Annotated in this window: 20 protein-coding genes; 2 read left to right on the top strand and 18 right to left on the bottom strand. The window is 65.3% G+C overall.

Annotated elements, in window-relative coordinates; translation table 11 throughout:
* Positions 1 to 42 precede the first annotated feature (42 nt).
* A complete protein-coding gene (locus tag DK847_RS16025) occupies positions 43 to 1,383 on the top strand; it encodes an NAD(P)/FAD-dependent oxidoreductase (protein WP_111199547.1) in 1,341 nt (446 codons plus the stop codon).
* Here DK847_RS16025 and DK847_RS16020 read toward each other — a convergent pair whose 3' ends face one another.
* The 11 genes from DK847_RS16020 to DK847_RS15975 all read right to left on the bottom strand — a co-directional run bounded on the left by DK847_RS16020 (position 1,384) and on the right by DK847_RS15975 (position 11,699).
* Positions 1,384 to 1,737: a RidA family protein gene (locus DK847_RS16020; protein ID WP_111199546.1), complete on the bottom strand. Its 354-nt coding sequence runs from the start codon at positions 1,735 to 1,737 to the stop codon at positions 1,384 to 1,386. It abuts the gene before it with no gap.
* A 30-nt stretch (positions 1,738 to 1,767) separates the two neighbouring features.
* On the bottom strand, positions 1,768 to 3,261 hold the full coding sequence (locus DK847_RS16015) for a M20/M25/M40 family metallo-hydrolase (RefSeq protein WP_111199545.1): 1,494 nt from the start codon (positions 3,259 to 3,261) through the stop codon (positions 1,768 to 1,770).
* Entirely contained in the window at positions 3,258 to 4,502 is a 1,245-nt protein-coding gene (locus DK847_RS16010) for a M20 family metallo-hydrolase (protein WP_111199544.1), read from the bottom strand. Before DK847_RS16010 ends, DK847_RS16015 begins: the two co-directional genes overlap by 4 nt.
* 16 nt (positions 4,503 to 4,518) lie before the next feature.
* The gene (locus tag DK847_RS16005; RefSeq protein WP_111199543.1) at positions 4,519 to 5,589 is read right to left on the bottom strand and encodes an aldo/keto reductase; all 1,071 of its coding nucleotides are present in this window, start codon (positions 5,587 to 5,589) and stop codon (positions 4,519 to 4,521) included.
* Positions 5,590 to 5,622: 33 nt separating this feature from the next.
* Positions 5,623 to 5,853 carry a DUF3329 domain-containing protein gene (locus DK847_RS16000; RefSeq protein ID WP_111199542.1) on the bottom strand — a complete coding sequence of 77 codons (231 nt, stop codon included), beginning with the start codon at positions 5,851 to 5,853 and terminating at the stop codon, positions 5,623 to 5,625.
* Positions 5,853 to 6,647 (bottom strand): lytic murein transglycosylase, encoded by a 795-nt coding sequence (locus tag DK847_RS15995; RefSeq protein WP_111199541.1) that lies wholly within the window; start codon positions 6,645 to 6,647, stop codon positions 5,853 to 5,855. The genes DK847_RS16000 and DK847_RS15995 overlap by 1 nt, the downstream gene beginning before the upstream one ends.
* Before the next feature lie 55 nt (positions 6,648 to 6,702).
* A complete protein-coding gene (hydA, locus tag DK847_RS15990; protein WP_111199540.1) occupies positions 6,703 to 8,157 on the bottom strand; it encodes a dihydropyrimidinase in 1,455 nt (484 codons plus the stop codon).
* 67 nt (positions 8,158 to 8,224) lie between these two features.
* Positions 8,225 to 9,220 (bottom strand): ABC transporter substrate-binding protein, encoded by a 996-nt coding sequence (locus tag DK847_RS15985; protein WP_111199539.1) that lies wholly within the window; start codon positions 9,218 to 9,220, stop codon positions 8,225 to 8,227.
* Positions 9,221 to 9,252: 32 nt separating this feature from the next.
* Complete coding sequence (locus DK847_RS15980) at positions 9,253 to 10,077, bottom strand: ABC transporter permease (protein WP_425358698.1); 825 nt, start codon at positions 10,075 to 10,077, stop codon at positions 9,253 to 9,255.
* Positions 10,020 to 10,922 carry an ABC transporter permease gene (locus DK847_RS20950; protein WP_245414639.1) on the bottom strand — a complete coding sequence of 301 codons (903 nt, stop codon included), beginning with the start codon at positions 10,920 to 10,922 and terminating at the stop codon, positions 10,020 to 10,022. The genes DK847_RS15980 and DK847_RS20950 overlap by 58 nt, the downstream gene beginning before the upstream one ends.
* Positions 10,923 to 11,699 carry an ABC transporter ATP-binding protein gene (locus tag DK847_RS15975; RefSeq protein ID WP_111199537.1) on the bottom strand — a complete coding sequence of 259 codons (777 nt, stop codon included), beginning with the start codon at positions 11,697 to 11,699 and terminating at the stop codon, positions 10,923 to 10,925.
* Between the two features lie 85 nt (positions 11,700 to 11,784).
* Between DK847_RS15975 and DK847_RS15970 the strand changes: the two genes are divergently transcribed.
* Positions 11,785 to 12,414, top strand: coding sequence for a TetR family transcriptional regulator C-terminal domain-containing protein (locus DK847_RS15970; RefSeq protein ID WP_111199536.1), 630 nt, complete (start codon positions 11,785 to 11,787; stop codon positions 12,412 to 12,414).
* Between the two features lie 83 nt (positions 12,415 to 12,497).
* On the opposite strand, the gene DK847_RS15965 is transcribed toward DK847_RS15970, so the two are convergent.
* The 7 genes from DK847_RS15965 to DK847_RS15935 all read right to left on the bottom strand — a co-directional run bounded on the left by DK847_RS15965 (position 12,498) and on the right by DK847_RS15935 (position 19,964).
* On the bottom strand, positions 12,498 to 13,781 hold the full coding sequence (locus DK847_RS15965) for an amidohydrolase family protein (protein ID WP_111199535.1): 1,284 nt from the start codon (positions 13,779 to 13,781) through the stop codon (positions 12,498 to 12,500).
* A 162-nt stretch (positions 13,782 to 13,943) separates the two neighbouring features.
* Complete coding sequence (gene leuB / locus DK847_RS15960; RefSeq protein ID WP_111199534.1) at positions 13,944 to 15,053, bottom strand: 3-isopropylmalate dehydrogenase; 1,110 nt, start codon at positions 15,051 to 15,053, stop codon at positions 13,944 to 13,946.
* A gap of 124 nt (positions 15,054 to 15,177) precedes the next feature.
* Entirely contained in the window at positions 15,178 to 15,546 is a 369-nt protein-coding gene (locus tag DK847_RS15955; RefSeq protein WP_111199533.1) for a hypothetical protein, read from the bottom strand.
* Positions 15,547 to 15,556: 10 nt separating this feature from the next.
* A complete protein-coding gene (locus DK847_RS15950; protein WP_146256156.1) occupies positions 15,557 to 16,399 on the bottom strand; it encodes a universal stress protein in 843 nt (280 codons plus the stop codon).
* Positions 16,400 to 16,465: 66 nt separating this feature from the next.
* Positions 16,466 to 17,218, bottom strand: coding sequence for a Crp/Fnr family transcriptional regulator (locus tag DK847_RS15945; RefSeq protein ID WP_111199531.1), 753 nt, complete (start codon positions 17,216 to 17,218; stop codon positions 16,466 to 16,468).
* A gap of 89 nt (positions 17,219 to 17,307) precedes the next feature.
* Complete coding sequence (gene preA, locus DK847_RS15940) at positions 17,308 to 18,618, bottom strand: NAD-dependent dihydropyrimidine dehydrogenase subunit PreA (RefSeq protein ID WP_111199530.1); 1,311 nt, start codon at positions 18,616 to 18,618, stop codon at positions 17,308 to 17,310.
* A gap of 11 nt (positions 18,619 to 18,629) precedes the next feature.
* Complete coding sequence (locus DK847_RS15935; protein WP_111199529.1) at positions 18,630 to 19,964, bottom strand: NAD(P)-dependent oxidoreductase; 1,335 nt, start codon at positions 19,962 to 19,964, stop codon at positions 18,630 to 18,632.
* Between the last annotated feature and the right edge of the window lie 436 nt (positions 19,965 to 20,400).

Raw genomic sequence — 20,400 nt, 5'->3', positions numbered from 1 at the left:
CCTTTTGATCTTCTGTTTGGGCAATGCTAGCAAGGCTTCACCATGGCTTCCACAACCCATCCGCATGCCTTCCATTTCGAGCGCGCCGTTGACAGTTACTGGGAGGCCTCGGCCGATCCGCTGGGCATCGAGACTCCACCGCTGAAGGGCGAGGAAAGCTGCGAGGTCGCGGTCATCGGTGCAGGCTTCACCGGGCTGTCCGCCGCGCTGGAACTGGCCGGGCAGGGCGTTGACGTGCGCGTGCTGGAGGCCGGCCATGTCGGCTGGGGCGCCTCGGGCCGCAATGGCGGCTTCGCCTGCATGGGCTCGCACAAGCTTTCCTATCCCACCATGATCCGCCGCTACGGGCTCGCGGCCAGCCAGCGATTCTACGAGACCATGCGCCAGTCCGTGGCGCTGGTGCGCGACAACATCCAGCATTACGGCATCGATGCCTGGGCCACGGCGGATGGCGAGGTGACACTCGCCCACCTGCCGAGCCGCGTCCAGGAGCTGCGCGACGAACAGGCCTACCTGAAGCAGACCTTTGGCGACGAGACGGAGTTCCTGTCGAAGGGAGACCTCAAGGAACAGGGCCTTGACGGGCCGGGCTTCCACGCAGGTCTCAAGGGCAAGGTGGGCTTCGGCGTGCATCCGCTGAACTACGTGCGCGGCCTCGCCCGCGCCGCGGCAAAAGCGGGTGCGAAGATCCATGGCCGCTCGCAGCTCATCCGCTGGGAGGAGCTATCCGACGGCCATCGCCTGCACACGCGAGACGGCGTGCTGAAGGCGAGGCAGGTCATCGTCGCCACCAATGGCTATACGCCGGAGGACGTGTCGACGCGCCATGCGGGCCGCATCATGCCGGCACTCTCCAGCATCATCGTCACGCGCCCGCTGACCGAGGAGGAGCGCCGCGCCCAGGGCTGGACGTCGGACGTCCCATCCTATGACTCGCGCAAGCTGCTGCATTATTTCCGCCTGCTGCCCAATGGCCGCTTCCTGTTCGGCGGCCGCGGCGGCACCGATGCGTCCGACCATGGCGATGCCGCCTATCGCCCGATGCTGACGAAAGCCTTCAACGAACTCTTTCCAGCCTGGCGCAATGTGGAGATCACGCATTACTGGCGCGGCTTCGTCTGCCTGAGCAATGACCTCGTGCCCTATGTCGGCCCGCTGGACGAGAGGAAGACGGTGTGGACCGCCATCGCCTATCACGGCAATGGCGTCGCCATGGGCTCATGGAGTGGCCGCGCGGTGGCACGCCTTCTCACAAAGAAGACGGCGCGCGAGGAGCTTTCGCCCGTGCTCACGCGCCGCCTGTCGCGCTTCCCCCTGCCCGCCTTCCGGCCCCTCTACTTGAAGGGGGCCTATGTCTGGTACGGCTGGGAAGATTCTCGGTAGTTAGTCGAGAGCCGCCTCGACCATGATCTCGACGTCGATGCCGGGGGCGGCGAGCTTGGCTTCGACCGTGGCACGGGCAGGCGTCTGGCCGGGGACGACCCAGGCATCCCACACCGAGTTCATCTCGGCGAAGGTCGAAATGTTGGTGAGCCAGATATTGGCCTTGATGATCTTGGTCTTGTCGGTGCCCGCTTCCTTCAGCGTCGCGTCGATCTGGGTGAGCACGTCCTTGGTCTGCTCTGCCACCGACTTGCCCAGCGCCTTGTCGGGCGTGAAGCCGGCGAGATAGACCTTGTTGCCATGGATAACGGCGGAGCTCATGCGCTTGCCGGGTTCGATACGCTTCAGTGCCATAGTCTCATTCTCCTTTGGAACGGGTGGTGTTTAGCGACCTTTGGCCACCGCTTCAATCACGGCCAGCAGCACGCGGGGAAGCGTGTCGAAGGCATAGGGGGCATGCAGCCGCTCGAGCCAGTGATGGTAATCCCGCCCCCAGGGGCCGATGTTGATGCAGGGATAGCCGGCGGAGTCGGGCATGGTGAAACTGCTCCCCCAGATCGGCGTATTGGCGGCACAGGCCGACAGGTCGCCCGAAGCCTCGCCCAAGAAGCTCATGTCCGAAATGCCGGGGAAGTAGCGCAGGCTTCCCACCCCATGCGCAGCACAGGCCATGGCGATCGCATCCTCCAGTGCCGCATCCGACAGCGACACCGCCGGATAGGGAATGGAGCCGAAGCCCATCACCACCGCGGGACCCGTCAGCCCCGAGGCCTTCCACACCGCCGCCGTCACCCGCTTGGCGCGCTCCGGCAGGTCGAGGCCCTCGATGGCCGCCACCTCTTCCGCGATGCGCTGCACATCATGGTGCGGCACACGGGCGGCGAGTTCCGCATAACTCATCACCGGAATGTCGCGCGCCAGTTTCCGCGCCGCGCGCGCCATGGCGCGGCGGGCGAGCATCAGCGAGATGTCGAACACCTCCTCGGCCGAGCGGCGGTGCTGCAGCGTATTCCAGTAGAGCCAGCTCTGCGCGGGCGTGGTGACGTTGTAGCCGGACTTCAGGTCCTTGGCGTGGAGGGCGGTGGGCGGTGCCGCGATCTCCGCTCCACTGGTCTCCGCCAGTTCCGGCGCGAGTTCGAATTCGGTCAGGAGCTCCGCCGCGAGATAGGCGGCATTCGCGCCATCCTGCGGATAGCAGGCATGCGCCTCCTTGCCGGTGACGAGGGCCGTGACCAGCTGCTTGCCGACGGAGCCCAGCGCCACCGTGCGGCCCAGTGCGCCATCGCCCTGGTCCGAGATCGCATCGAGGTTGATGACCAGTGCGATGTCGAGGTCATGTTCCGAAGCGATCTGCGACAGCATGGGTGCTGCGGCGCGCGCCCCCGCCGAACGTTCCTCCTCGTCGGACACACCAAGGAACAGCAGGCTCGCATCGCCCGTATAGGCTTCCATCGCGGCGATGCCCGCGGCAAGCCCCGCCTTCATGTCGAGCAACCCGCGCCCCGGCAGGAATTCGCCCGACTCGAAATCGGCCAGTGCCAGCGCATTCTCGCCCGTCTTGCGCAATCGCGCCACGATCTCCGGCAGCAGGCGTTCGGCATTGAAGGCCAGGGGTTCCAGCGCGCCATAGTCATCGACCGGCACCACGTCGAAATGGCCGGTGAGCACGATGGTGCGCCTGCTGCGCCCGCGCTTCAGCGCGAAGACATTGCTGCGCGCGTCCTTGGGGATGGGCGAGGTCCACACCGTGTCGAAGTGCGACAGGTAACGCGCCAGCTTCGGGGCAATGGCCGCCTCGTCAGCGGAGCCCGTGACGGAAGGCCAGGAGGTGAGCGTGAGCGCGATCTCGCGCGCCCGCGCCGAAATGTCGTTCCTCACGCCAGCGTCCGGTCATAGGCGAGAACCGAGTTGAGCAGCACCTGGCTGCCGGCCCCGCATTCCTCCAGCGTCGTCGATTCCGCCTCGTTGTGCGAAATGCCGCCAAGACAGGGCACGAAGATCATGGTGGTGGGGGTGACGCGCGCGATATAGGCGGCGTCATGGCCGGCACCAGACGCCATTTCGCGCATCGTGTAGCCGGCTTGGCTCGCGCCCTCGCGCACGCAGTCGATCAGGGGGGCTGCGAACTTCACCGCGGGCGAGATCCAGATGCGCTTCTCCTCCACCTCGACGCCGGTTTCGGCGGCGATCCTCGGCAGGGCCGCCTGGTATTCGGCTTCCATCCTGTCCAGCACCTTCTCGTCCGGGTGGCGCAGGTCGACGGTGAAGAACACCTCGCCCGGCACCACGTTGCGGCTGTTGGGGCGGTTCTCGATCAAGCCGACGGAGGCCACACCCGGCAGGTTGTTCATGCCCACCTGGTGGATCGCCTCGATCATGCGGGCGGCACCCAGCAGCGCATTCTTGCGCAGGCCCATGGGCGTGGCGCCGGTGTGCGATTCCTGGCCGCGCACCGTCACCTCGTACCAGCGCATGCCCTGCACGCCGGTGACGACGCCGATCATCTTGTTCTCGGCCTCGAGGATCGGCCCCTGCTCGATGTGGAGTTCGAACATGGCCTGGAACTTGATGTCCCCCGCCTTGTGCTTGCCCTTGTAGCCGATGCGCTCCAGCTCATCGCCCAGCCTGATGCCCTGCCGGTCCTCGCGCGAGTAGGCAAAGTCGGTGGTGAAGACACCGGCATAGACGCCGGAGCACAGCATGGCGGGCGCGAAGCGCGAACCTTCCTCGTTGGTCCAGTTGACGATCATGATGGGCGCATTGGTCTCGTAGCCCATGTCGACCAGCGTGCGCATGGCCTCCAGTGCCCCCAGCACGCCCAGCACGCCATCGAACTTGCCGCCCGTCGGCTGCGTGTCCAGGTGCGAGCCCATGGCGATGGGGGCCACGTCCTTGCGCCTGCCGGGGCGCGTGGCGAACATGTTGCCAACCTCGTCCACCTCCACCGTGCAGCCCAGCTTCTCGCATTCGGCCTTGAACCAGTCGCGGACTTTTTTATCCTCATCCGAGACAGTCAATCGCTTGATGCCGCCCTTGGGCGTGCCGCCGAACCGCGCGGTCTCCATCAGACTGTCCCACAGGCGCTGCGGGTTGATGGTGAGGTTGGTCTTCGATGTCATGGTGAACTCCGTGAAATCACATGCGCGGCTTGGCGCGGGCAAGGTGCGGTGCGTGCAGCGACAGGTCCGCCGCGCCCAGACGCGAGGCCGCCGTGCTGTTCTGGTGCCAGTAGGGATAGATGAGCGGCAGCAGGCTGACCGCGTCGATCCGTGCGCGTTCCTCCGCCGTCAGCTTCAGCGCGGCGGCGGTGAGATTGTCCTTCAGCTGCGCCTCGGTCCGCGCCCCGACGATGATGTTGGCGACACCCGCGCGGCCGGCGAGCCAGGCGAGCGCCACCTGCGCCGCGGAGACGCCGCGCGCCTCGCCGATCGTCACCAGGGCGTCGATGATGTCGTAGAGACGGTTCTCGTCGCGGATCGGCGGCTCGTTCCAGGCGTTGAGGTGGCGCGACATGTCCGGCGGCGGCGCGTTGCGGCGGAACTTTCCGGAGAGCAGTCCTCCCGCGATCGGGCTCCACACCTGCACCGCCACGCCCTGGTCGAGCGCCAGCGGGATCAGTTCGTATTCCGCCTCGCGCGCCTCGACCGTGTAGTGGATCTGCTGGCAGACGAAGCGCTGCAGGTTGTGGCGCTCGGATGCCATCAGGCATTTCATGATGTGCCAGGCGGAGAAGTTGGAGCAGGCGACGTAGCGGACCTTGCCCTGCTTCACCAGCGTGTCCAGCGCCTCCATCGTCTCCTCGACGGGGGTCGAGCCATCCCACTGGTGGAGGTAGTAGATGTCGATGCGGTCGCGCTGCAGGCGCCTGAGGCTCGCCTCGCATTGCTCGATGATGTGGAAGCGAGAGAGGCCCACTTCGTTCGGCCCCGGCCCCATGGTGAAGCGCACCTTGGTGCCGACGAGGATCTGGCTGGAACGGCCCTTCAGGATCTCGCCCACGGCCGTTTCGGAGCGGCCGGTGGAATAGACGTTCGACGTGTCGATGAGGTTGACGCCATGCTCCAGCGCCACGTCGACGAGGCGGCTGGCCTCAGCATTGTCGAGGCTCCCCACCTTCTCGAACATGCCGGTGCCGGCGAAATTCATCGTGCCGAGCGCATGCAGCGAAACCTTGAGGCCGGAGCGGCCGAGCTGGCGGTATTCCATGTCTGAACCCTCGTCTGGAGGCCCGGCACGCTATCAGGCGCGTGGGGCTCCGTCATCCCCCGGACCATCCTTGGGCCATGTGAGGAAGAAGGTGTAGACCGCATATCCGAGCATGCCTGCGGCGAGCGCCAGCCACAGGCCGGAGCCGCCGCCGGCACTGGCCTGCCAGATCTCGAAGCCGAGCCACAGGGCAATCGACACCACCAGCGCCACGCGCACCCACAGCGGCTTGTAGAACGGGTGCTTCTGCTCGTTCTTGAACATCAGTTGCCGTCGATCTCGTTGCCCATGATGGCGAGGGCCTGCTGATAGACGCTGGCCGCGTTCCAGCCCTGCAGCGCTGCATAGTTTGGCTCGCCCGGGCGATAGCCGAGGCCCGGGCGCCAGCCATGGCCCTTGAGGAAGTTGGCGGTGGAGGCCAGCGCATCGGCCTTCTCGTTGAGGTCGATGCCGCCGCCATTGATCGAGGCACCGTAGAGCAGCACGTTCTTGGGCAGGAACTGCGTCTGCCCCACCTCGCCATGCATGGCGCCGGTGGAGGTCGCCGACAATGTGCCATTGTCGATGAGCTGCAGCGCCGCGATCAGCTGCTCGCGGAAGTAATCCGGCCTCCGGCAGTCATAGGCCAGCGTCGCCACGGCCGAGATGGTGTTCTGGTGGCCCATGAAGCTTCCGAACGCCGTCTCCATGCCCCAGATGGCGATGAGCGGGCCTGCCGGCACGCCGTACTTCTTCTCGATCTTCTTGAACAGCGCGGCGTTCTGCGCCTTCTTCTTCTTGCCCTGCGCGATGATGGTGGCGGCCCCGCGCTTCTCCATGAAGGCGTCGAGCCCGAGCTTGAAGGAATGCATGCTGCGGTCGGCCTTGATGGTGGCGGTGGCATAGCGCGTGCCCGCCAGTGCCGCGAGTCCCCTGGGGCCGATGCCCTGGGCCTGAGCCTCCGCCGCATAGGCCTTTTTCCACGCATCGAAGCCCGCCCCCGTCTTGCCGCAGGAGGCGGCCAAGGCAGGTGCTGCCAGGCCCAGCATCAGGAAAAGACAAAGCACGATCCGCCGCATGTCAGGCTCCCCGGTTCGATTCGGTCAGGAACAGTGCCATCACAGCCTCAGGCTGTCACGGCACGATATCGGGGCGGGCCACGGGCTTGGGTTGCGTCAGACCCTTCCAGATGGCGTTGGCGACGTTCACCGGCGCATTGGGCTCGCGGCGCACGAATTCGCCGTCGCCGGGCTTCGCCCGCATGTCGCCCTCGTGCCAGGCGATGCGCCCGCGCGAGAACACCGTGCGCGGCACGCCGGTGCAGGTATAGCCCTCGAAGACATTGTATTCGATGCGCGAGACCTGTTTCTTGGCGGTGATCGTCTTGGTGGCCTTCGGGTCCCAGATCACGAGGTCGGCATCGGACCCCACCCGCACCGCACCTTTCTTCGGATACATGTTGAGGATGCGCGCGATGTTGGTGGAGGTGGCGGCGACGAACTCCTCCTTGGTGAGGCGGCCCGTGTTGACGCCCGCATTCCACAGGACCGGCAGGCGATCCTCGAGGCCGCCCGTGCCGTTGGGGATCTTGGTGAAGTCGCCCACGCCATTGCGCTTCTGTTCGATGGTAAAGGAGCAATGGTCGGTGGCCACGACCGAGAGGGTGCCGGACTGGAGGCCGGCCCACAGCGAATCCTGGTGCTTCTTGTTGCGGAAGGGCGGGCTCATCACGCGGCCCGCAGCATAGTCCCAGTCCTTGTTCTGGTATTCCGAGTCATCGAGCACGAGATACTGCACCAGCGGCTCGCCGAAGACGCGCTGGCCGGCCTGCTTGGCGCGCCTGATCGCATCATGCGTCTGCTCGCAGGAGACATGCACGATGTAGAGCGGGCAGCCTGCCATGTCGGCGATCATGATGGCGCGGTTCGCCGCTTCGCCCTCGACTTCCGGCGGGCGTGAATAGCTGTGGCCCTCGGGCCCGGTGACGCCGCGCGCCAGGAGATCGGCCTGCATGCGCGCGACGACATCGCCATTCTCGGCATGCACCAGCGGAAGCGCACCCAGCTGCGCGCAGCGGCGGAAGGAATTGTAGAGCTCATCGTCATTCACCATCAAGGCCCCCTTGTAGGCCATGAAGTGCTTGAAGGTGTTGATGCCATAGGTCTTCACGACGGTTTCCATCTCGTCGTGGATCTGCGGCGACCACTGTGTCACCGCCATGTGGAAGGAGTAATCCGCACAGGCCTTCTCGGCCTTGTGGCGCCAGGCCTGGTAGGCGGCGAGCATCGATTCGCCCGGGGCGGGAATGCAGAAGTCGACGATCATCGTCGTGCCGCCGGAAAGCCCCGCCTTGGTGCCCCACTCGAAATCGTCCGCCGAGACCTTGCCCATGAACATCAGTTCCATGTGGGTGTGCGGGTCGATGCCGCCCGGCATGACATAGCAGCCGCCCGCATCGACGATCTCGGCGCCGGCCGGCGCCTCGAGCTTCTCGCCCACGGCGACGATCCGGCCGCCGTCGATCAGCACGTCGGCGCGCTGCGAAAGGTCATGGTTCACGACGGTGCCGCCGCGAATGAGTGTGCTCATGGCTGCTCTCTCCTTCAACGAACGCAAAGAAAAAGGGCCTCCTCCATGATGGAGGAGGCCCCGCTCATTACTGCAGGGTCTTGGCCTTGTCGGTCACGACCGAGGTCCAGGCACCTTCCGGCTTCTTGGTGATGACCGGGTCGGAGCCGCCCTTCATCAGGGTCTCGACCGTGCGCTCGGCGGCGGCCACGTCCAGCGTGCCGTCGGAGCCTTCGGTGAGCTTGTTCACTTCCGACATCATGCGCTTCTGGTGATCCAGCGTCTGGGCACCCGAGGCGTCATTGTCGATGACGATCTGGGCCACTTCATCGCCATTGGCGCGGGCATAGTCCCAGCCCTTCTGCGAGGCCTTGACGAACTTCGCCATGGTCTCGACGAAGGCCGGATCCTTCAGCTTGTCCTCGAGCACGTAGAGGCCGTCTTCCAGCGTCGCGACACCCTGGTCCTCATACTTGAAGGTGATGAGTTCCTCCGGCTTCATGCCGGCCTCGATCAGCTGCCAGTACTCGTTGTAGGTCATGGTCGAGATGCAGTCGGCCTGCTTCTGCAGGAGCGGGTCGACGTTGAAGCCCTGCTTGATGACGGTCACGCCATCCGGGCCGCCGGTGGTGGGCAGGCCCAGCTGGCTCATCCACGACAGGAAGGGATACTCGTTGCCGAAGAACCACACGCCCAGCGTCTTGCCCTTGAAGTCGGCCGGGGTCTTGATGCCGGTGTCGACGCGGCAGGTGAGCATCATGCCCGACTTGGCGAAGGGCTGCGCGATGTTGACGACGGGCGAGCCCTTCTCGCGCGTGGCCAGCGCAGACGGCATCCAGTCGACCACCACGTCGGCGCCGCCGCCGGCCAGCACCTGCTGCGGGTTGATGTCGGGGCCGCCGGGGAGGATCGTCACGTCGAGGCCGGCGTCCTTGTAGAAGCCCTTGGCAGCTGCGGCGTAGTAACCGGCGAACTGCGCCTGCGTCACCCACTTCAGCTGCAGCTTCACGGCTTCCGCCATGGCGGCCGAGCCGCTCACCAGCAGCGCGCCCGCGGCGGCTGCGGCCATCAGAAATTTCTTCATTGTCCCTGTCTCCTCCAGTTTTGAGTTGCCGCCTACTTTCTGTAGGACGGATGCCAGAAGGTCACCCGGCGTTCGAGGAACACCAGGAGACCGTAGAAAGCCGAACCCGTGATGGCAGCCACCGCGATCTCGGCCCAGACCATGTCCAGCCCCAGTCTGCCAACTTCCGTCGAGATGCGGAAGCCCATGCCGACAATGGGCGTGCCGAAGAATTCGGCAACGATGGCGCCGATCATGGCAAGGGTGGAGTTGATTTTCAGCGCATTGAAGATGAAGGGCATGGCGGCCGGAAGCCTGAGCTTCACCAGCGTCTGCCACCAGGAGGCGCCATAGCTCCGCATCAGGTCGCGCTCGAGGTGTCCTGACGCCTGCAGCCCCGCCACGGCATTCACCAGCATGGGGAAGAAGGTCATGACGACGACCATCGCCGCCTTGGACGGCCAGTCGAAGCCGAACCACATGACGAGGATGGGGGCGACGCCGACGATGGGGAGTGCCGCCACCAGGTTGCCGAGCGGCAGCAGCCCGCGCCGCAGGAAGGGGATGCGGTCGCACAGCAGGGCCGCCAGGAATCCCGACAGCGAGCCGATGATCCAGCCGGGGATCACCGCGCGCAGCACGGTCTGCACGAAATCGACGCCAAGCGTGGGCAGCGAGGCGATGAGCTTGGCCCAGATCGCCGAGGGCGCCGGCAGCAGCACGGCGGGCACGCCGAAACTCTTGACGATCAGTTCCCACAGGATCAGCACGCCGATGCCGAAGACGGCTGGGTAGAGAATGTCGGTAAGGCGCGAACCGCTCACGGCTTCACCCCCATGCGGCGCAGCGTGAAGCGCTCGGCGACACCGACCAGCCAGACGAGGGCGGCGGCGAGGAAACTCCCCATGAACAGCGCCGCCCAGATCTGCACCGTCTGGCCGTAGTAGGAGCCCTGCAGCAATCGCGCCCCGATGCCGGCGATGGCCCCCGTCGGCAACTCGCCGACGATGGCACCGGTGAGCGCGATCGCCACCGCCACCTTGAGCGACGTGAACAGGAACGGCACGGACGCGGGAAAACGCAGCTTCCACAGCACCTGAGAGGTCGAGGCATTATAGGTGCGCATCAGGTCGAGCTGCATCACCTCGGGCGAGGTCAGGCCCTTCACCATGCCGATGGTGACGGGGAAGAAGCAGAGATACATCGAGATCAGCGACTTCGGTACCAGCCCGGTGAAGCCCAATGAGCCCAGCACCACGATCACCATGGGCGCGATGGCGAGGATGGGAATGGTCTGCGAGGCGATGATCCACGGCATCAGGCTCTTCGCCAGGAATTTCACATGCACGATGGCAATGGCCAGCGCGATGCCCAGCAATGAACCCAGGATGAAGCCGACGAGCGTGGAGGAGAGCGTCACCCAGCCGTGGTAGAGCAGCGACTTCACGCTCCACGGCGCCACCGTGAACACGCTTTTCCACAGTTCCTGCGCAATCTGGTGCGGCGCCGGCAGCACGGGGCGCGCCTCGTTCCACGAGAAGGCAAGCGTGTTGGAAAGCCCGCCGCCGGCCCCTTCGATCTTTGGCCCCGTCACCACCCAGTTCATCGGGATGGCGGCGACATACCAGACGAGCAGGATGGCAAGACACACGACAGCCACGGGGAAGGCATTGCCCGGCTCACGGGCGGCAGGCTTCGCGGCGATGGCGGGTGCGGCGCTCACTCAGTCCTCATAGCTGTGCCCGGCCTTCAGGCCTTCGCGCACGCGGTGCGCAATCGCCAGGAATTCCGGCGTCTCGCGAATGTCCAGCGTGCGGTTCTTCGGCAGGTTGGTCTCGATCACGTCGATGATGCGGCCTGGCCTGGGGCTCATCACCACGATCTTGGTGGACAGGAACACGGCTTCCGGAATCGAGTGCGTGACGAAGACAACGGTCTTTTTCGTGCGGTCCCACAATTCCAGCAACTGCTGGTTCAGCTTGTCGCGCACGATTTCGTCCAGCGCGCCGAAGGGCTCGTCCATCAGCAGCAGCTTGGGGTCGAAGGCCAGCGCGCGGGCAATCGACACGCGCTGCTGCATGCCGCCCGACAGCTGCCAGGGATATTTCTTCTCGAAGCCCTTGAGGTTGACGAGTTCGAGGTTGCGCTCAATCCGTTCCGGCGCATGGTCGAGGCCCATGATTTCCAGCGGCAGCCCGACATTGCGTTCGACGGTGCGCCACGGGTAAAGCGCGGGCGCCTGGAACACATAGCCATAGGCGCGCTTGAGGCGGGCCTCCTGCGGGGTCATGCCATTGACGGTGATGGCGCCGGAGGTCGCCTGCTCCAGGTCGGCGATGACGCGCAGCAGCGTGGTCTTGCCGCAGCCCGAGGGCCCGATGAAGGAAACGAAATCGCCGTCCTCGACCTCCAGGTTGACCTTGGACAGCGCATAGACGGGCGCGTCCGCCGTCTGGAATACGAGGCTCAGCTCGCGTGCCGAAATGACCGGGCCCGCCAACTCGGCTCCTCCCCTGTTGCTCTTGTTGCTTGTGCGAAGGCTATCCGCTCTTGACCAAGCGATCAAGAATTAACAAGGTGACGGCATGGGCGAAACCACCGCAATCCCCCGGAAAACCCGCATCCAGGCCCAGAACGAGGAGCTGATCCTCAAGGCCGCCCTGGAGGTGTTCTCCGCCTATGGCTTCCGCGGCGCCACGGTGGACCAGATCGCCACGAACTGCGGGTTGTCCAAGCCCAACCTGCTCTATTATTTCCGCCGCAAGGAAGACATCTACGTCGCGGTGCTGGAGCACACCCTGCACGACTGGCTGGAGCCCCTGCGCAGCCTCGACCCCGCCGGCGAGCCGATCGAGGAAATCACCCGCTACATCCGCACCAAGATCCGCCTGTCGCGCGACAACCCCAAGGCGTCGCGCCTCTTCGCCAACGAGATCCTGCACGGCGCCACCGCCATCGGCACCTATCTCAAGGGCCCGCTGAAGGACCTGGTGGACGAGAAGGCCGCCATCATCCGGGGCTGGATCGCGGAAGGCAGGCTCAACGCGGTCGACCCCCACCATTTGATTTTCGCCATCTGGGCCACCACCCAGCACTATGCCGATTTCGAACCCCAGGTGCAGGCCGTGGTCGGCGGCGGCCCGGAGGTGATGACGAAGGCCGAGGAAACGCTGACGCGGCTCTTCGTCGAAGGGCTGAAGCCGCGCTCCCAATGACCGTCATCCCGGCGAAAGCCGGGACCCCGCTTTGGGCGAAAACAAAGTGGAAAGCTGGGCCCCGGCTTTCGCCGGGGTGACGGTTAACGTGAGGGCGCGTAATCCGCCCCGTTCACCGTCTGCGGCCGTCCTTCCAGATGCAGCGCCGCCACGCGTTCCGGCGTCTCGGCGATCACCTTGCCGCGCTTCACCACCTTCAGCCGGTTGGCCTTCAGCCGCAGCGCCTCCACCGGGTTCTTTGCCTGCAGCACCACGAAATCAGCATTGCAGCCCTTCTCCAGTCCATAGCCTTCGAGGTGCAGCGCCCTGGCCGGGTTCACCGTCACCGCATCGAAGGCCCAGCGCATCTGTTCGGGGCTCGTCATCAGACCCACATGAATACCCATCGAGGCCGCCTCCAGCATGTCGCCCTGACCCAGCGGATACCACGGGTCCATCACGCAATCATGGCCGAAGGACACGTTGATCCCCGCCGCGCGCAGCTCCGGCACGCGCGTCATGCCGCGGCGCTTGGGGTAGCTGTCGTGCCGGCCCTGCAGCGTGATGTTGATGAGCGGGTTGGGCGTTGCGTGCAGATCGGCCTCCACCATCAGCCCGATCAGCTTCGAGGCATAGTAGTTGTCCATCGAATGCATCGAAGTGAGGTGCGAGCCCACCACGCGGCCCTGAAGCCCCAGCCGCTGGGTTTCATAAACGAGCGCTTCGACATGGCGCGACCAGGGATCATCGCTCTCGTCGCAATGGATGTCGACGAGCAGCCCGCGTTCCGCCGCGATCTCGCACAGCTCCGTCATGCTCCGCGCGCCATCGGCCATCGTCCGCTCGCCATGCGGGATGCCGCCGACGACGTCGACGCCGAGGTCGAGGGCGCGCAGCAGGTTCTTCTTCGCATGGGGGTCGCGGTAGAAGCCATCCTGCGGAAAGGCGACGAGCTGCAGGTCGATATAGGGCTTGATGCGCTTCTTCACCTCCAGCAGCGCCTCGACGCACAGGAGCCGGTCATCGCACACGTCCACATGGGTGCGGATGGCAAGCAGGCCCTGGGACACCGCAAGGTCGCAATAGCGCATCGCCCGCTCGATCACCGCCTCATGCGTCAAGAGCGGCTTCAACTCGCCCCACAGCCTTATGCCCTCGAGCAAGGTCCCTGACTGGTTATAGCGCGGCATGCCGAGTGACAGCGTCGCATCCATGTGGAAATGCGCGTCGATGAAGGGCGGCGAGACGAGATAGCCCTTCGCATCGATCGTCTCGCGCGCCGCGGCATCAAGCGAGGGAGACACCTCGGCGATTTTGCCACCCACGCAAGCAATATCCACCTTGCGCCCATCCGGCAGCACCGCGTTTTTCACCAGCAGATCGATCATGGGGCCCCTCGCTGTTTTTGGGGAGAGTAACCTCACTCCGTGCCGTCACACCACCCCCTACGTTCATCATCGCCGGGCTTGTCCCGGCGATCCTTCTCGGCACCACCAAAAAAGATGGCCGGGACGAGCCCGGCCATGATGGACTGTTGGGACGTGAAAGCCTCAGGCCAGCTTCTTCAACTCACCCAAGATCGCCGCACCCATCTGCGTGGTCGTCGCATTGGCGGGCTGGCTGCCGGCGATGTCCTTGGTGCGGATGCCCTGCGCCAGCACCGCGGCGATGGCCTGGTCCAGCTTGTCGGCCCAGTCGCCGAGCCCCAGCGAATAGCGCAGCGCCATGCCGAAGCTGGCGATCATGGCAATCGGGTTGGCCGCACCTGTGCCGGCGATGTCAGGGGCAGAGCCATGCACCGGCTCGTAGAGCGACTTGCGGCGGCCCGTCTTCGCATCGGGTGCACCGAGCGAGGCCGAGGGCAGCATGCCGAGCGAACCCGTCAGCATCGCCGCCACGTCGGACAGCACGTCGCCGAAGAGATTGTCGGTGACGATCACGTCATACTGCTTCGGCCAGCGCACGAGCTGCATGGCGCAGTTGTCGGCCAGCACGTGCTCGAGCTGCACGCCCGGATATTCCGCGGCGTGGATGCGCGTGACGATCTCGTTCCAGAGGACGCCCGTCTTCATCACGTTGCGCTTCTCGGCGGAGGACACCTTGTTGCGCCGCGTCTTGGCGAGGTCGAAGGCGACGCGCGCGATGCGCTCGATCTCGTAGGTCTCGTAGACCTGCGTGTCGATGCCGCGCTTCTGGCCGTTGCCGAGGTCGGTGATGGTCTTGGGCTCGCCGAAATAGACGCCACCCGTCAGCTCGCGCACGATCAGGATGTCGAGGCCCTCGACCACCTCGCGCTTCAGCGAGGACGCATCGGCAAGGGCGGGATAGCAGATCGCCGGGCGCAGGTTGGCGAAGAGGCCGAGATCCTTGCGCAGCCGCAGCAGGCCCGCCTCGGGGCGCACGTCATAGGGCACCTTGTCCCACTTCGGACCGCCAACCGCGCCGAAGAGTACGGCGTCGGAGGCCATGGCCTTGGCCATGTCGGCTTCCGAGATGGCCTGGCCATGGGCATCATAGGCGGAGCCGCCGACGAGGCCGCGGTCGACCTCGAACCTGGCAATTCCTTCAGCATTGAACCAGGCGATGATCGCCTCGACTTCCTTCATCACCTCCGGACCGATGCCGTCGCCCGGAAGCAGGAACAGATTGTAGCTCGCCATGAAAAACGCCCCGATTGTGAGAAATCGGGGCGATGGGTAGCGGCTTAGGAAGGTGGTGGCAAGTCCGCCGTGAGGATGACTGCCCTGCAATGCTCCCCTTCCCCTTGTGGGAAGGGTGAAACCCTCACGCCACCGGCTGCACCCGCACCACGCGGAAGGTCCTCAGGCCCTCGTCCTCGCGGATCGAGACATATTCGCCGACCTTGAAGGCATGGTCGCCGAAGCGGTAGCCGGCCTCGTCGTCCTCCTCGTCGGAGTCGATGTCATAGTGGAAGGCCCAGCTGCCCCCGCCCTTGCGGATCAGGTGGCCGATGTCGTCCGCCTCGCCCGGCCGGAAGCGCACGACACGGCAGTTGTCGCGCCGCTTGTGCCATTCGTCGGGGTCGATCTTGCCATTGCCGTCGAGCGGCGCCGCGAACTCATAGCCGATGGCATGGGAGCCCTCGGGGTGGTCATGGTCGCGGGCCAGTTCGAGACGGATCTTGGTCAGCATTCAATTCTCCTCAGTGAGACATCAGCACGGGGCAGACGAGGCGGTTCAGCACGAAGCGCGTGGCGCCGCCGAAAATGAACTCGGCCAGCCGGCTGTGTCCATAGGCGCCCATCACGATCAAGCCGGCACCGGCATCCTCGGCGCAGCGCATCAGCGCCTGGCCCTCGTCCTGGCCGTCGGTGGGATAGCCCTGCGCCTCGGCCTTCACGCCATGGCGCGCCAGGGCTTCGGCCAGGTCGGCGCCGGCAACACTGCCGCGCAGGCTCGGGTCCTTCTGCGGGTCGATTCGGACGACGCGCACCTTGCCCGCCTTCTTCAGCAGCGGCAGCGCATCGAAGCTGGCGCGGGCCGCTTCGCGGCCGCCATCCCAGCCGATCACCACCTCGTCGAGCGAGATCGCCGAGCGCGCCTTGGCCGGCAGCACGATGACCGGGCGGCCAAGCGCCATCACCGTCTGCTCGACGAAGTCACGCTCCACCCCGGTGATCTCTTCCGGGTTGGTGGCGGACACGATGACGAGGTCGGCGACGCGGCCCGCCGCCACCACCTCGTCGGCAATCACCGGTGTCCTCGCATCGACCTGGTGGAAATCATGCGACAGCCCCTCGGCCTGCATCGCTGCCTCGAAGGCCTGCTTCACGCGCTGGGCATTGTCCTTGAAAAAGCTGCGGTTGCCCTCGAACACCTGGGGTGCGGCCTCGAATCCGACAGAGGGATAGACCTGCACCGCCGGCACCACGTAGAGGCCCGAGACATGCCCGCCCGTCGCCCGCGCGATGCTCACGGCGGCGGCCACCAGCTCCGAGAGGCGGCCCACTTCGTTGAGGGAGACCAGGATCGTCTTGTAACTCATCGCTTCCTCCTCCGGGGTTCCGTCATGAGTTATGGGCAGGGCAGGCCGAGGGGTCCTTGACCCGGATCAATGACGATGATTGTCCTGTCCGGCAGCCTGCGCAAGACGGTCGAGATCGGGCACCATGATCAGGCGGTTGGTGCTGAGCCTGACGACATTGGAAGTCTTGAGGCGGGTGAGCTGGCGGCTCACCGTCTCGATGGTGAGGCCCAGGTAGTCCGCCATGTCGGAGCGGGTGAGCGGAAGCTCGAAGGCCGCCGAACCCGGGCTTGCCTTGTGCACGCAGCCGGTCAGCAGGCTGCGGCGGGCGAGCATGTGGAGGAAGCTTGCAACCTTCTCCTCCGCCGTCTTGCGGCCGAGGAGAAGCATCCAGTCGCGCGCCGCGTCGAGTTCGTCCAGCGTGTGCTGGAACAGGCGCTGCTGCAGCCCGGGATATTCGCCGACGAGGCGCTCGAAGGCGGCATTGGGGAAGGTGCAGATCTCGACGTCTGTCGCCGCTTCCGCCGTGTAGGGATTGTGCTTGGAATAGGCGCGGCCGAGGAAGTCCGGCGCGAAGAGCAGGCCGACGATCTGCTGCCGGCCGTCGGGCAGGGTCTTGGTCAGCTTGATGGCGCCCGAGATGACATTGGCGAAGAAATCGACCGGCTCCTCGTCCGAGATGATGGTCTGGCCCGCAGGCACCTTCTTGCGGTGCGCGATCTGGGCGAGCTTCTTGACCTGCACATCGTCCATGGCACCGCAGACGGCCTGATGACGCACGGCGCAGTGGTCGCAGCGCTGCAACACGTCCGGAATGATGCTGGGCGGGGTCCCGTGCATCCTGTAAATCTAACCTGACATTGAGGGATCGGCAAGCGCCCTGCGGGGGTTGTCCGCCTGGCGCATGCAACGATGCCCGCCGCTCATGGCTATTCGGCGGCCTTCAGCGCCATCGGGTTGTTGGGATGCGTCGTCCAGTTCGCATAGTCGGGGTTGATCTTGCGCCCGGTGCGCGGATCCACGCCCTCGGTCTGCCGCACCATGGTGATGCAGTTGTCCACCGGGCAGACTTCCACGCAGAGATTGCAGGCCACGCATTCGGCGTCATTCACCTCGAAGTGCCGCTTGCCGTCCTTTTCCTTGAAGATGGCCTGGTGCGAGGTGTCCTCGCAGGCGGCATAGCAGCGGCCGCACTTGATGCAGAGGTCCTGGTCGATATGGGCCTTGGTCACATAGTTCAGGTTGAGGTACTGCCAGTCGGTGACATTTGGCACCGCGCGGCCGCGGAAGTCCTCGATGGTCGAGAAGCCCTTCTCATCCATCCAGCGGGCAAGACCCGTCTTCATTTCCTCGACGATGCGGAAGCCATAGGTCATGGCCGCCGTGCACACCTGCACCGTGCCGGCCGACATGGCGATGAACTCCGCCGCATCGCGCCAGGTGGTCACCCCGCCGATGGCGGAAATCGGCAGTCCGCGCGTCTCGGGGTCGCGCGCGATCTCGGCCACCATGTTGAGCGCGATGGGCTTCACCGCCGGGCCGCAATAGCCGCCATGGCTGCCCTTGCCGTCGATCGTCGGCATGGGCGCGAAATTGTCGAGGTCGACGGAGACGATGGAAGAGATGGTGTTGATGAGCGACACCGCGTCCGCCCCGCCCTTCTTGGCCGCACGCGCGGGGTAGCGGATGTCGGTGATGTTGGGCGTCAGCTTCACGATCACCGGCATGCGCGAATACTGCTTGCACCAGCGGGTGACCATCTCGATGTATTCCGGCACCTGGCCGACGGCGGCCCCCATGCCGCGCTCGCTCATGCCATGCGGGCAGCCGAAGTTCAGCTCGATGCCGTCGCAGCCCGTCTCCTCGACGCGCGGCAGGATGGCCTTCCACGAGTCCTCGTTGCAGGGCACCATGATCGACACGATCATCGCGCGGTCCGGCCATTCGCGCTTCACCTTCTTGATCTCCTGGAGGTTCACCTCCAGCGGCCGGTCGGTGATGAGCTCGATGTTGTTGAGGCCGAGGAGCCTGCGGTCGGCGCCATGGATCGCGCCATAGCGCGGGCCATTGACGTTGACGATCGGCGGGCCTTCCTCGCCCAGCGTCTTCCACACCACACCACCCCAGCCCGCCTTGAAGGCGCGCACCACGTTGTATTCCTTGTCGGTCGGCGGAGCGGACGCGAGCCAGAAGGGATTGGGAGACTTGATGCCGATGAAGTTCGAGCGAAGGTCAGCCATGGCTTCGTCCTTTACGCCTTGAGGAAGTTGTTGATCGATTCCGCCGCGCGGCGGCCGTCATCGACGGAGGCGACCGTCAGGTCCTGCCCGCCCGCCACGCAGTCGCCGCCGGCCCAGATGCCCTTGACGCTGGTGCGCTTCTCGGCATCGACCTTGATGCGCCCGCCCTCGAGCGCCAGTTGGCTGCCGGCGGCGTCCACATAGGTCTGGCCGATGGCGCGGAAGATCATGTCGGCGGGAAGCTCGAAGGTCTCGCCCGTGCCGGTGAGCCTGCCATTGGCTTCCGTGGTGTATTCGCAGGTGAGGCCCACGGCCTTGCCGTCCTTCACGATCACGGCTTTCGGCATGGCCCAGTGCTTGATCCTCACGCCGCGCGTCTGGGCGAGCTCCTGCTCATAGGCGCTGGCCTTCATCTGGGCTGGCCCGCGGCGATAGACGATGGTCACATCCTCCGCCCCCAAAAGCTTCGACTGCACGGCCGCATCGACTGCCGTCATGCCGCCGCCGATGACGACGACGCGGCGGCCGACCGGCAGCTTCGAGAGATCGCTCGCCTGCCGCAGCGCGGCAATGTAGTCGACCGCGTCTTCCACGCCCGCCGCATCATCATTCGCGGCGCCGAGGGCATTCACGCCCTGCAGGCCAAGGCCGAGGAACACGGCATCATGATCTTTCTGCAGCTGTGCCAGGTCGAGGTCCTTGCCCAGCGTCTTGCCATGCACCACCGTGATGCCGCCAATGCCGAGGATGAAGTCCACTTCCTTCTGCGCGAAGTCATCCGTGCTCTTGTAGGCGGCAATGCCATATTCATTGAGGCCGCCGGACTTCGGCCTGGCCTCGAACACCGTCACCTCATGGCCATGCATGGCGAGGCGATGCGCGCAGGCGAGCCCCGCAGGGCCTGCCCCGACCACGGCCACCACCTTGCCGCTGGGCTTGGCGCGCTCATAGGGCTGCACGCCATCGGCCATGAAGGCATCGGTGGCATGGCGCTGGAGGAGGCCGATCTTCACCGGCTTTCCCTCCGCCTCCATGCGCACGCAGGCTTCCTCGCACAGCGTTTCCGTGGGGCAGACACGGGCGCACATCCCGCCGAAGATGTTCTGGTCGAAGATGGTCTTGGCCGCCGACTTGGCATGGCCAGCCTGGATCTGGCGGATGAACATGGGGATGTCGATCGAGGTCGGGCAGGCCACCTGGCAGGGCGCATCATGGCAGAAATAGCAGCGGTCCGACTCGACCAATGCCTCATGCGCATCGAGAGGTGGGTGAATGTCGCCGAAATTGACGGCGTAATCGGAATGGGACAGCCGCCCGCCCGAAATCCCGGGCTTCATATCCGCCATGGTCGCTCCCTCCAAGAAGCTTGAGTGTTCTCGTTTTGGGGGAGGATGACAGGATTTGTTCAAATGGTCAAATTTTAGCTGGCCAGTCGACTTCCGGCCCGCTCCGGTCCTCTGCCTCCTCAGCCCGTCATCCCGGCGAAGGCCGGGATCCAGCTTCGGGCGATGGCCACTTCCCGCCCCTTCCCCCTTCTTCGGTGATCCCGGCGCAGGCCGGGCTCCCGCTTTGCATCAGGCTGTCTGGAGGGATGGGATGTGGTGGTGTTGGTCGTCTGTTGCCAGCAACGCAAAACCCCGCCTTGCATTTCTGCTTGGCGGGGTTTTGAGTATTGCGATTGTGGATGAAGGGTTTGTTATCCGTTCTGTCCTTTGCAGGCCTGGCAGCGACCTACTCTTCCGCGTCTTAAGACGAAGTACCATTGGCGCTGGGGCGATTTAC

The sequence above is a fragment of the Aestuariivirga litoralis genome, assembly GCF_003234965.1.
Lineage (GTDB): Bacteria > Pseudomonadota > Alphaproteobacteria > Rhizobiales > Aestuariivirgaceae > Aestuariivirga > Aestuariivirga litoralis.
The sequence above is the reverse complement of the archived record's forward strand: the minus strand, read 5'-3'. Positions and strand labels throughout refer to the sequence as shown.

Excerpts from the sequence above, each read along its gene's own strand:
- DK847_RS16025 (WP_111199547.1), top strand. The coding sequence starts at position 43 with ATGGCTTCCACAACCCATCCGCATGCCTTCCATTTCGAGCGCGCCGTT.
- DK847_RS16020 (WP_111199546.1), bottom strand. The coding sequence starts at position 1,737 with ATGGCACTGAAGCGTATCGAACCCGGCAAGCGCATGAGCTCCGCCGTT.
- DK847_RS16010 (WP_111199544.1), bottom strand. The coding sequence starts at position 4,502 with ATGACATCGAAGACCAACCTCACCATCAACCCGCAGCGCCTGTGGGAC.
- DK847_RS16005 (WP_111199543.1), bottom strand. The coding sequence starts at position 5,589 with ATGGAATACCGCCAGCTCGGCCGCTCCGGCCTCAAGGTTTCGCTGCAT.
- DK847_RS16000 (WP_111199542.1), bottom strand. The coding sequence starts at position 5,853 with ATGTTCAAGAACGAGCAGAAGCACCCGTTCTACAAGCCGCTGTGGGTG.
- DK847_RS15995 (WP_111199541.1), bottom strand. The coding sequence starts at position 6,647 with ATGCGGCGGATCGTGCTTTGTCTTTTCCTGATGCTGGGCCTGGCAGCA.
- hydA (WP_111199540.1), bottom strand. The coding sequence starts at position 8,157 with ATGAGCACACTCATTCGCGGCGGCACCGTCGTGAACCATGACCTTTCG.
- DK847_RS15985 (WP_111199539.1), bottom strand. The coding sequence starts at position 9,220 with ATGAAGAAATTTCTGATGGCCGCAGCCGCCGCGGGCGCGCTGCTGGTG.
- DK847_RS15970 (WP_111199536.1), top strand. The coding sequence starts at position 11,785 with ATGGGCGAAACCACCGCAATCCCCCGGAAAACCCGCATCCAGGCCCAG.
- DK847_RS15965 (WP_111199535.1), bottom strand. The coding sequence starts at position 13,781 with ATGATCGATCTGCTGGTGAAAAACGCGGTGCTGCCGGATGGGCGCAAG.
- leuB (WP_111199534.1), bottom strand. The coding sequence starts at position 15,053 with ATGGCGAGCTACAATCTGTTCCTGCTTCCGGGCGACGGCATCGGTCCG.
- DK847_RS15955 (WP_111199533.1), bottom strand. The coding sequence starts at position 15,546 with ATGCTGACCAAGATCCGTCTCGAACTGGCCCGCGACCATGACCACCCC.
- DK847_RS15950 (WP_146256156.1), bottom strand. The coding sequence starts at position 16,399 with ATGAGTTACAAGACGATCCTGGTCTCCCTCAACGAAGTGGGCCGCCTC.
- DK847_RS15945 (WP_111199531.1), bottom strand. The coding sequence starts at position 17,218 with ATGCACGGGACCCCGCCCAGCATCATTCCGGACGTGTTGCAGCGCTGC.
- preA (WP_111199530.1), bottom strand. The coding sequence starts at position 18,618 with ATGGCTGACCTTCGCTCGAACTTCATCGGCATCAAGTCTCCCAATCCC.
- DK847_RS15935 (WP_111199529.1), bottom strand. The coding sequence starts at position 19,964 with ATGGCGGATATGAAGCCCGGGATTTCGGGCGGGCGGCTGTCCCATTCC.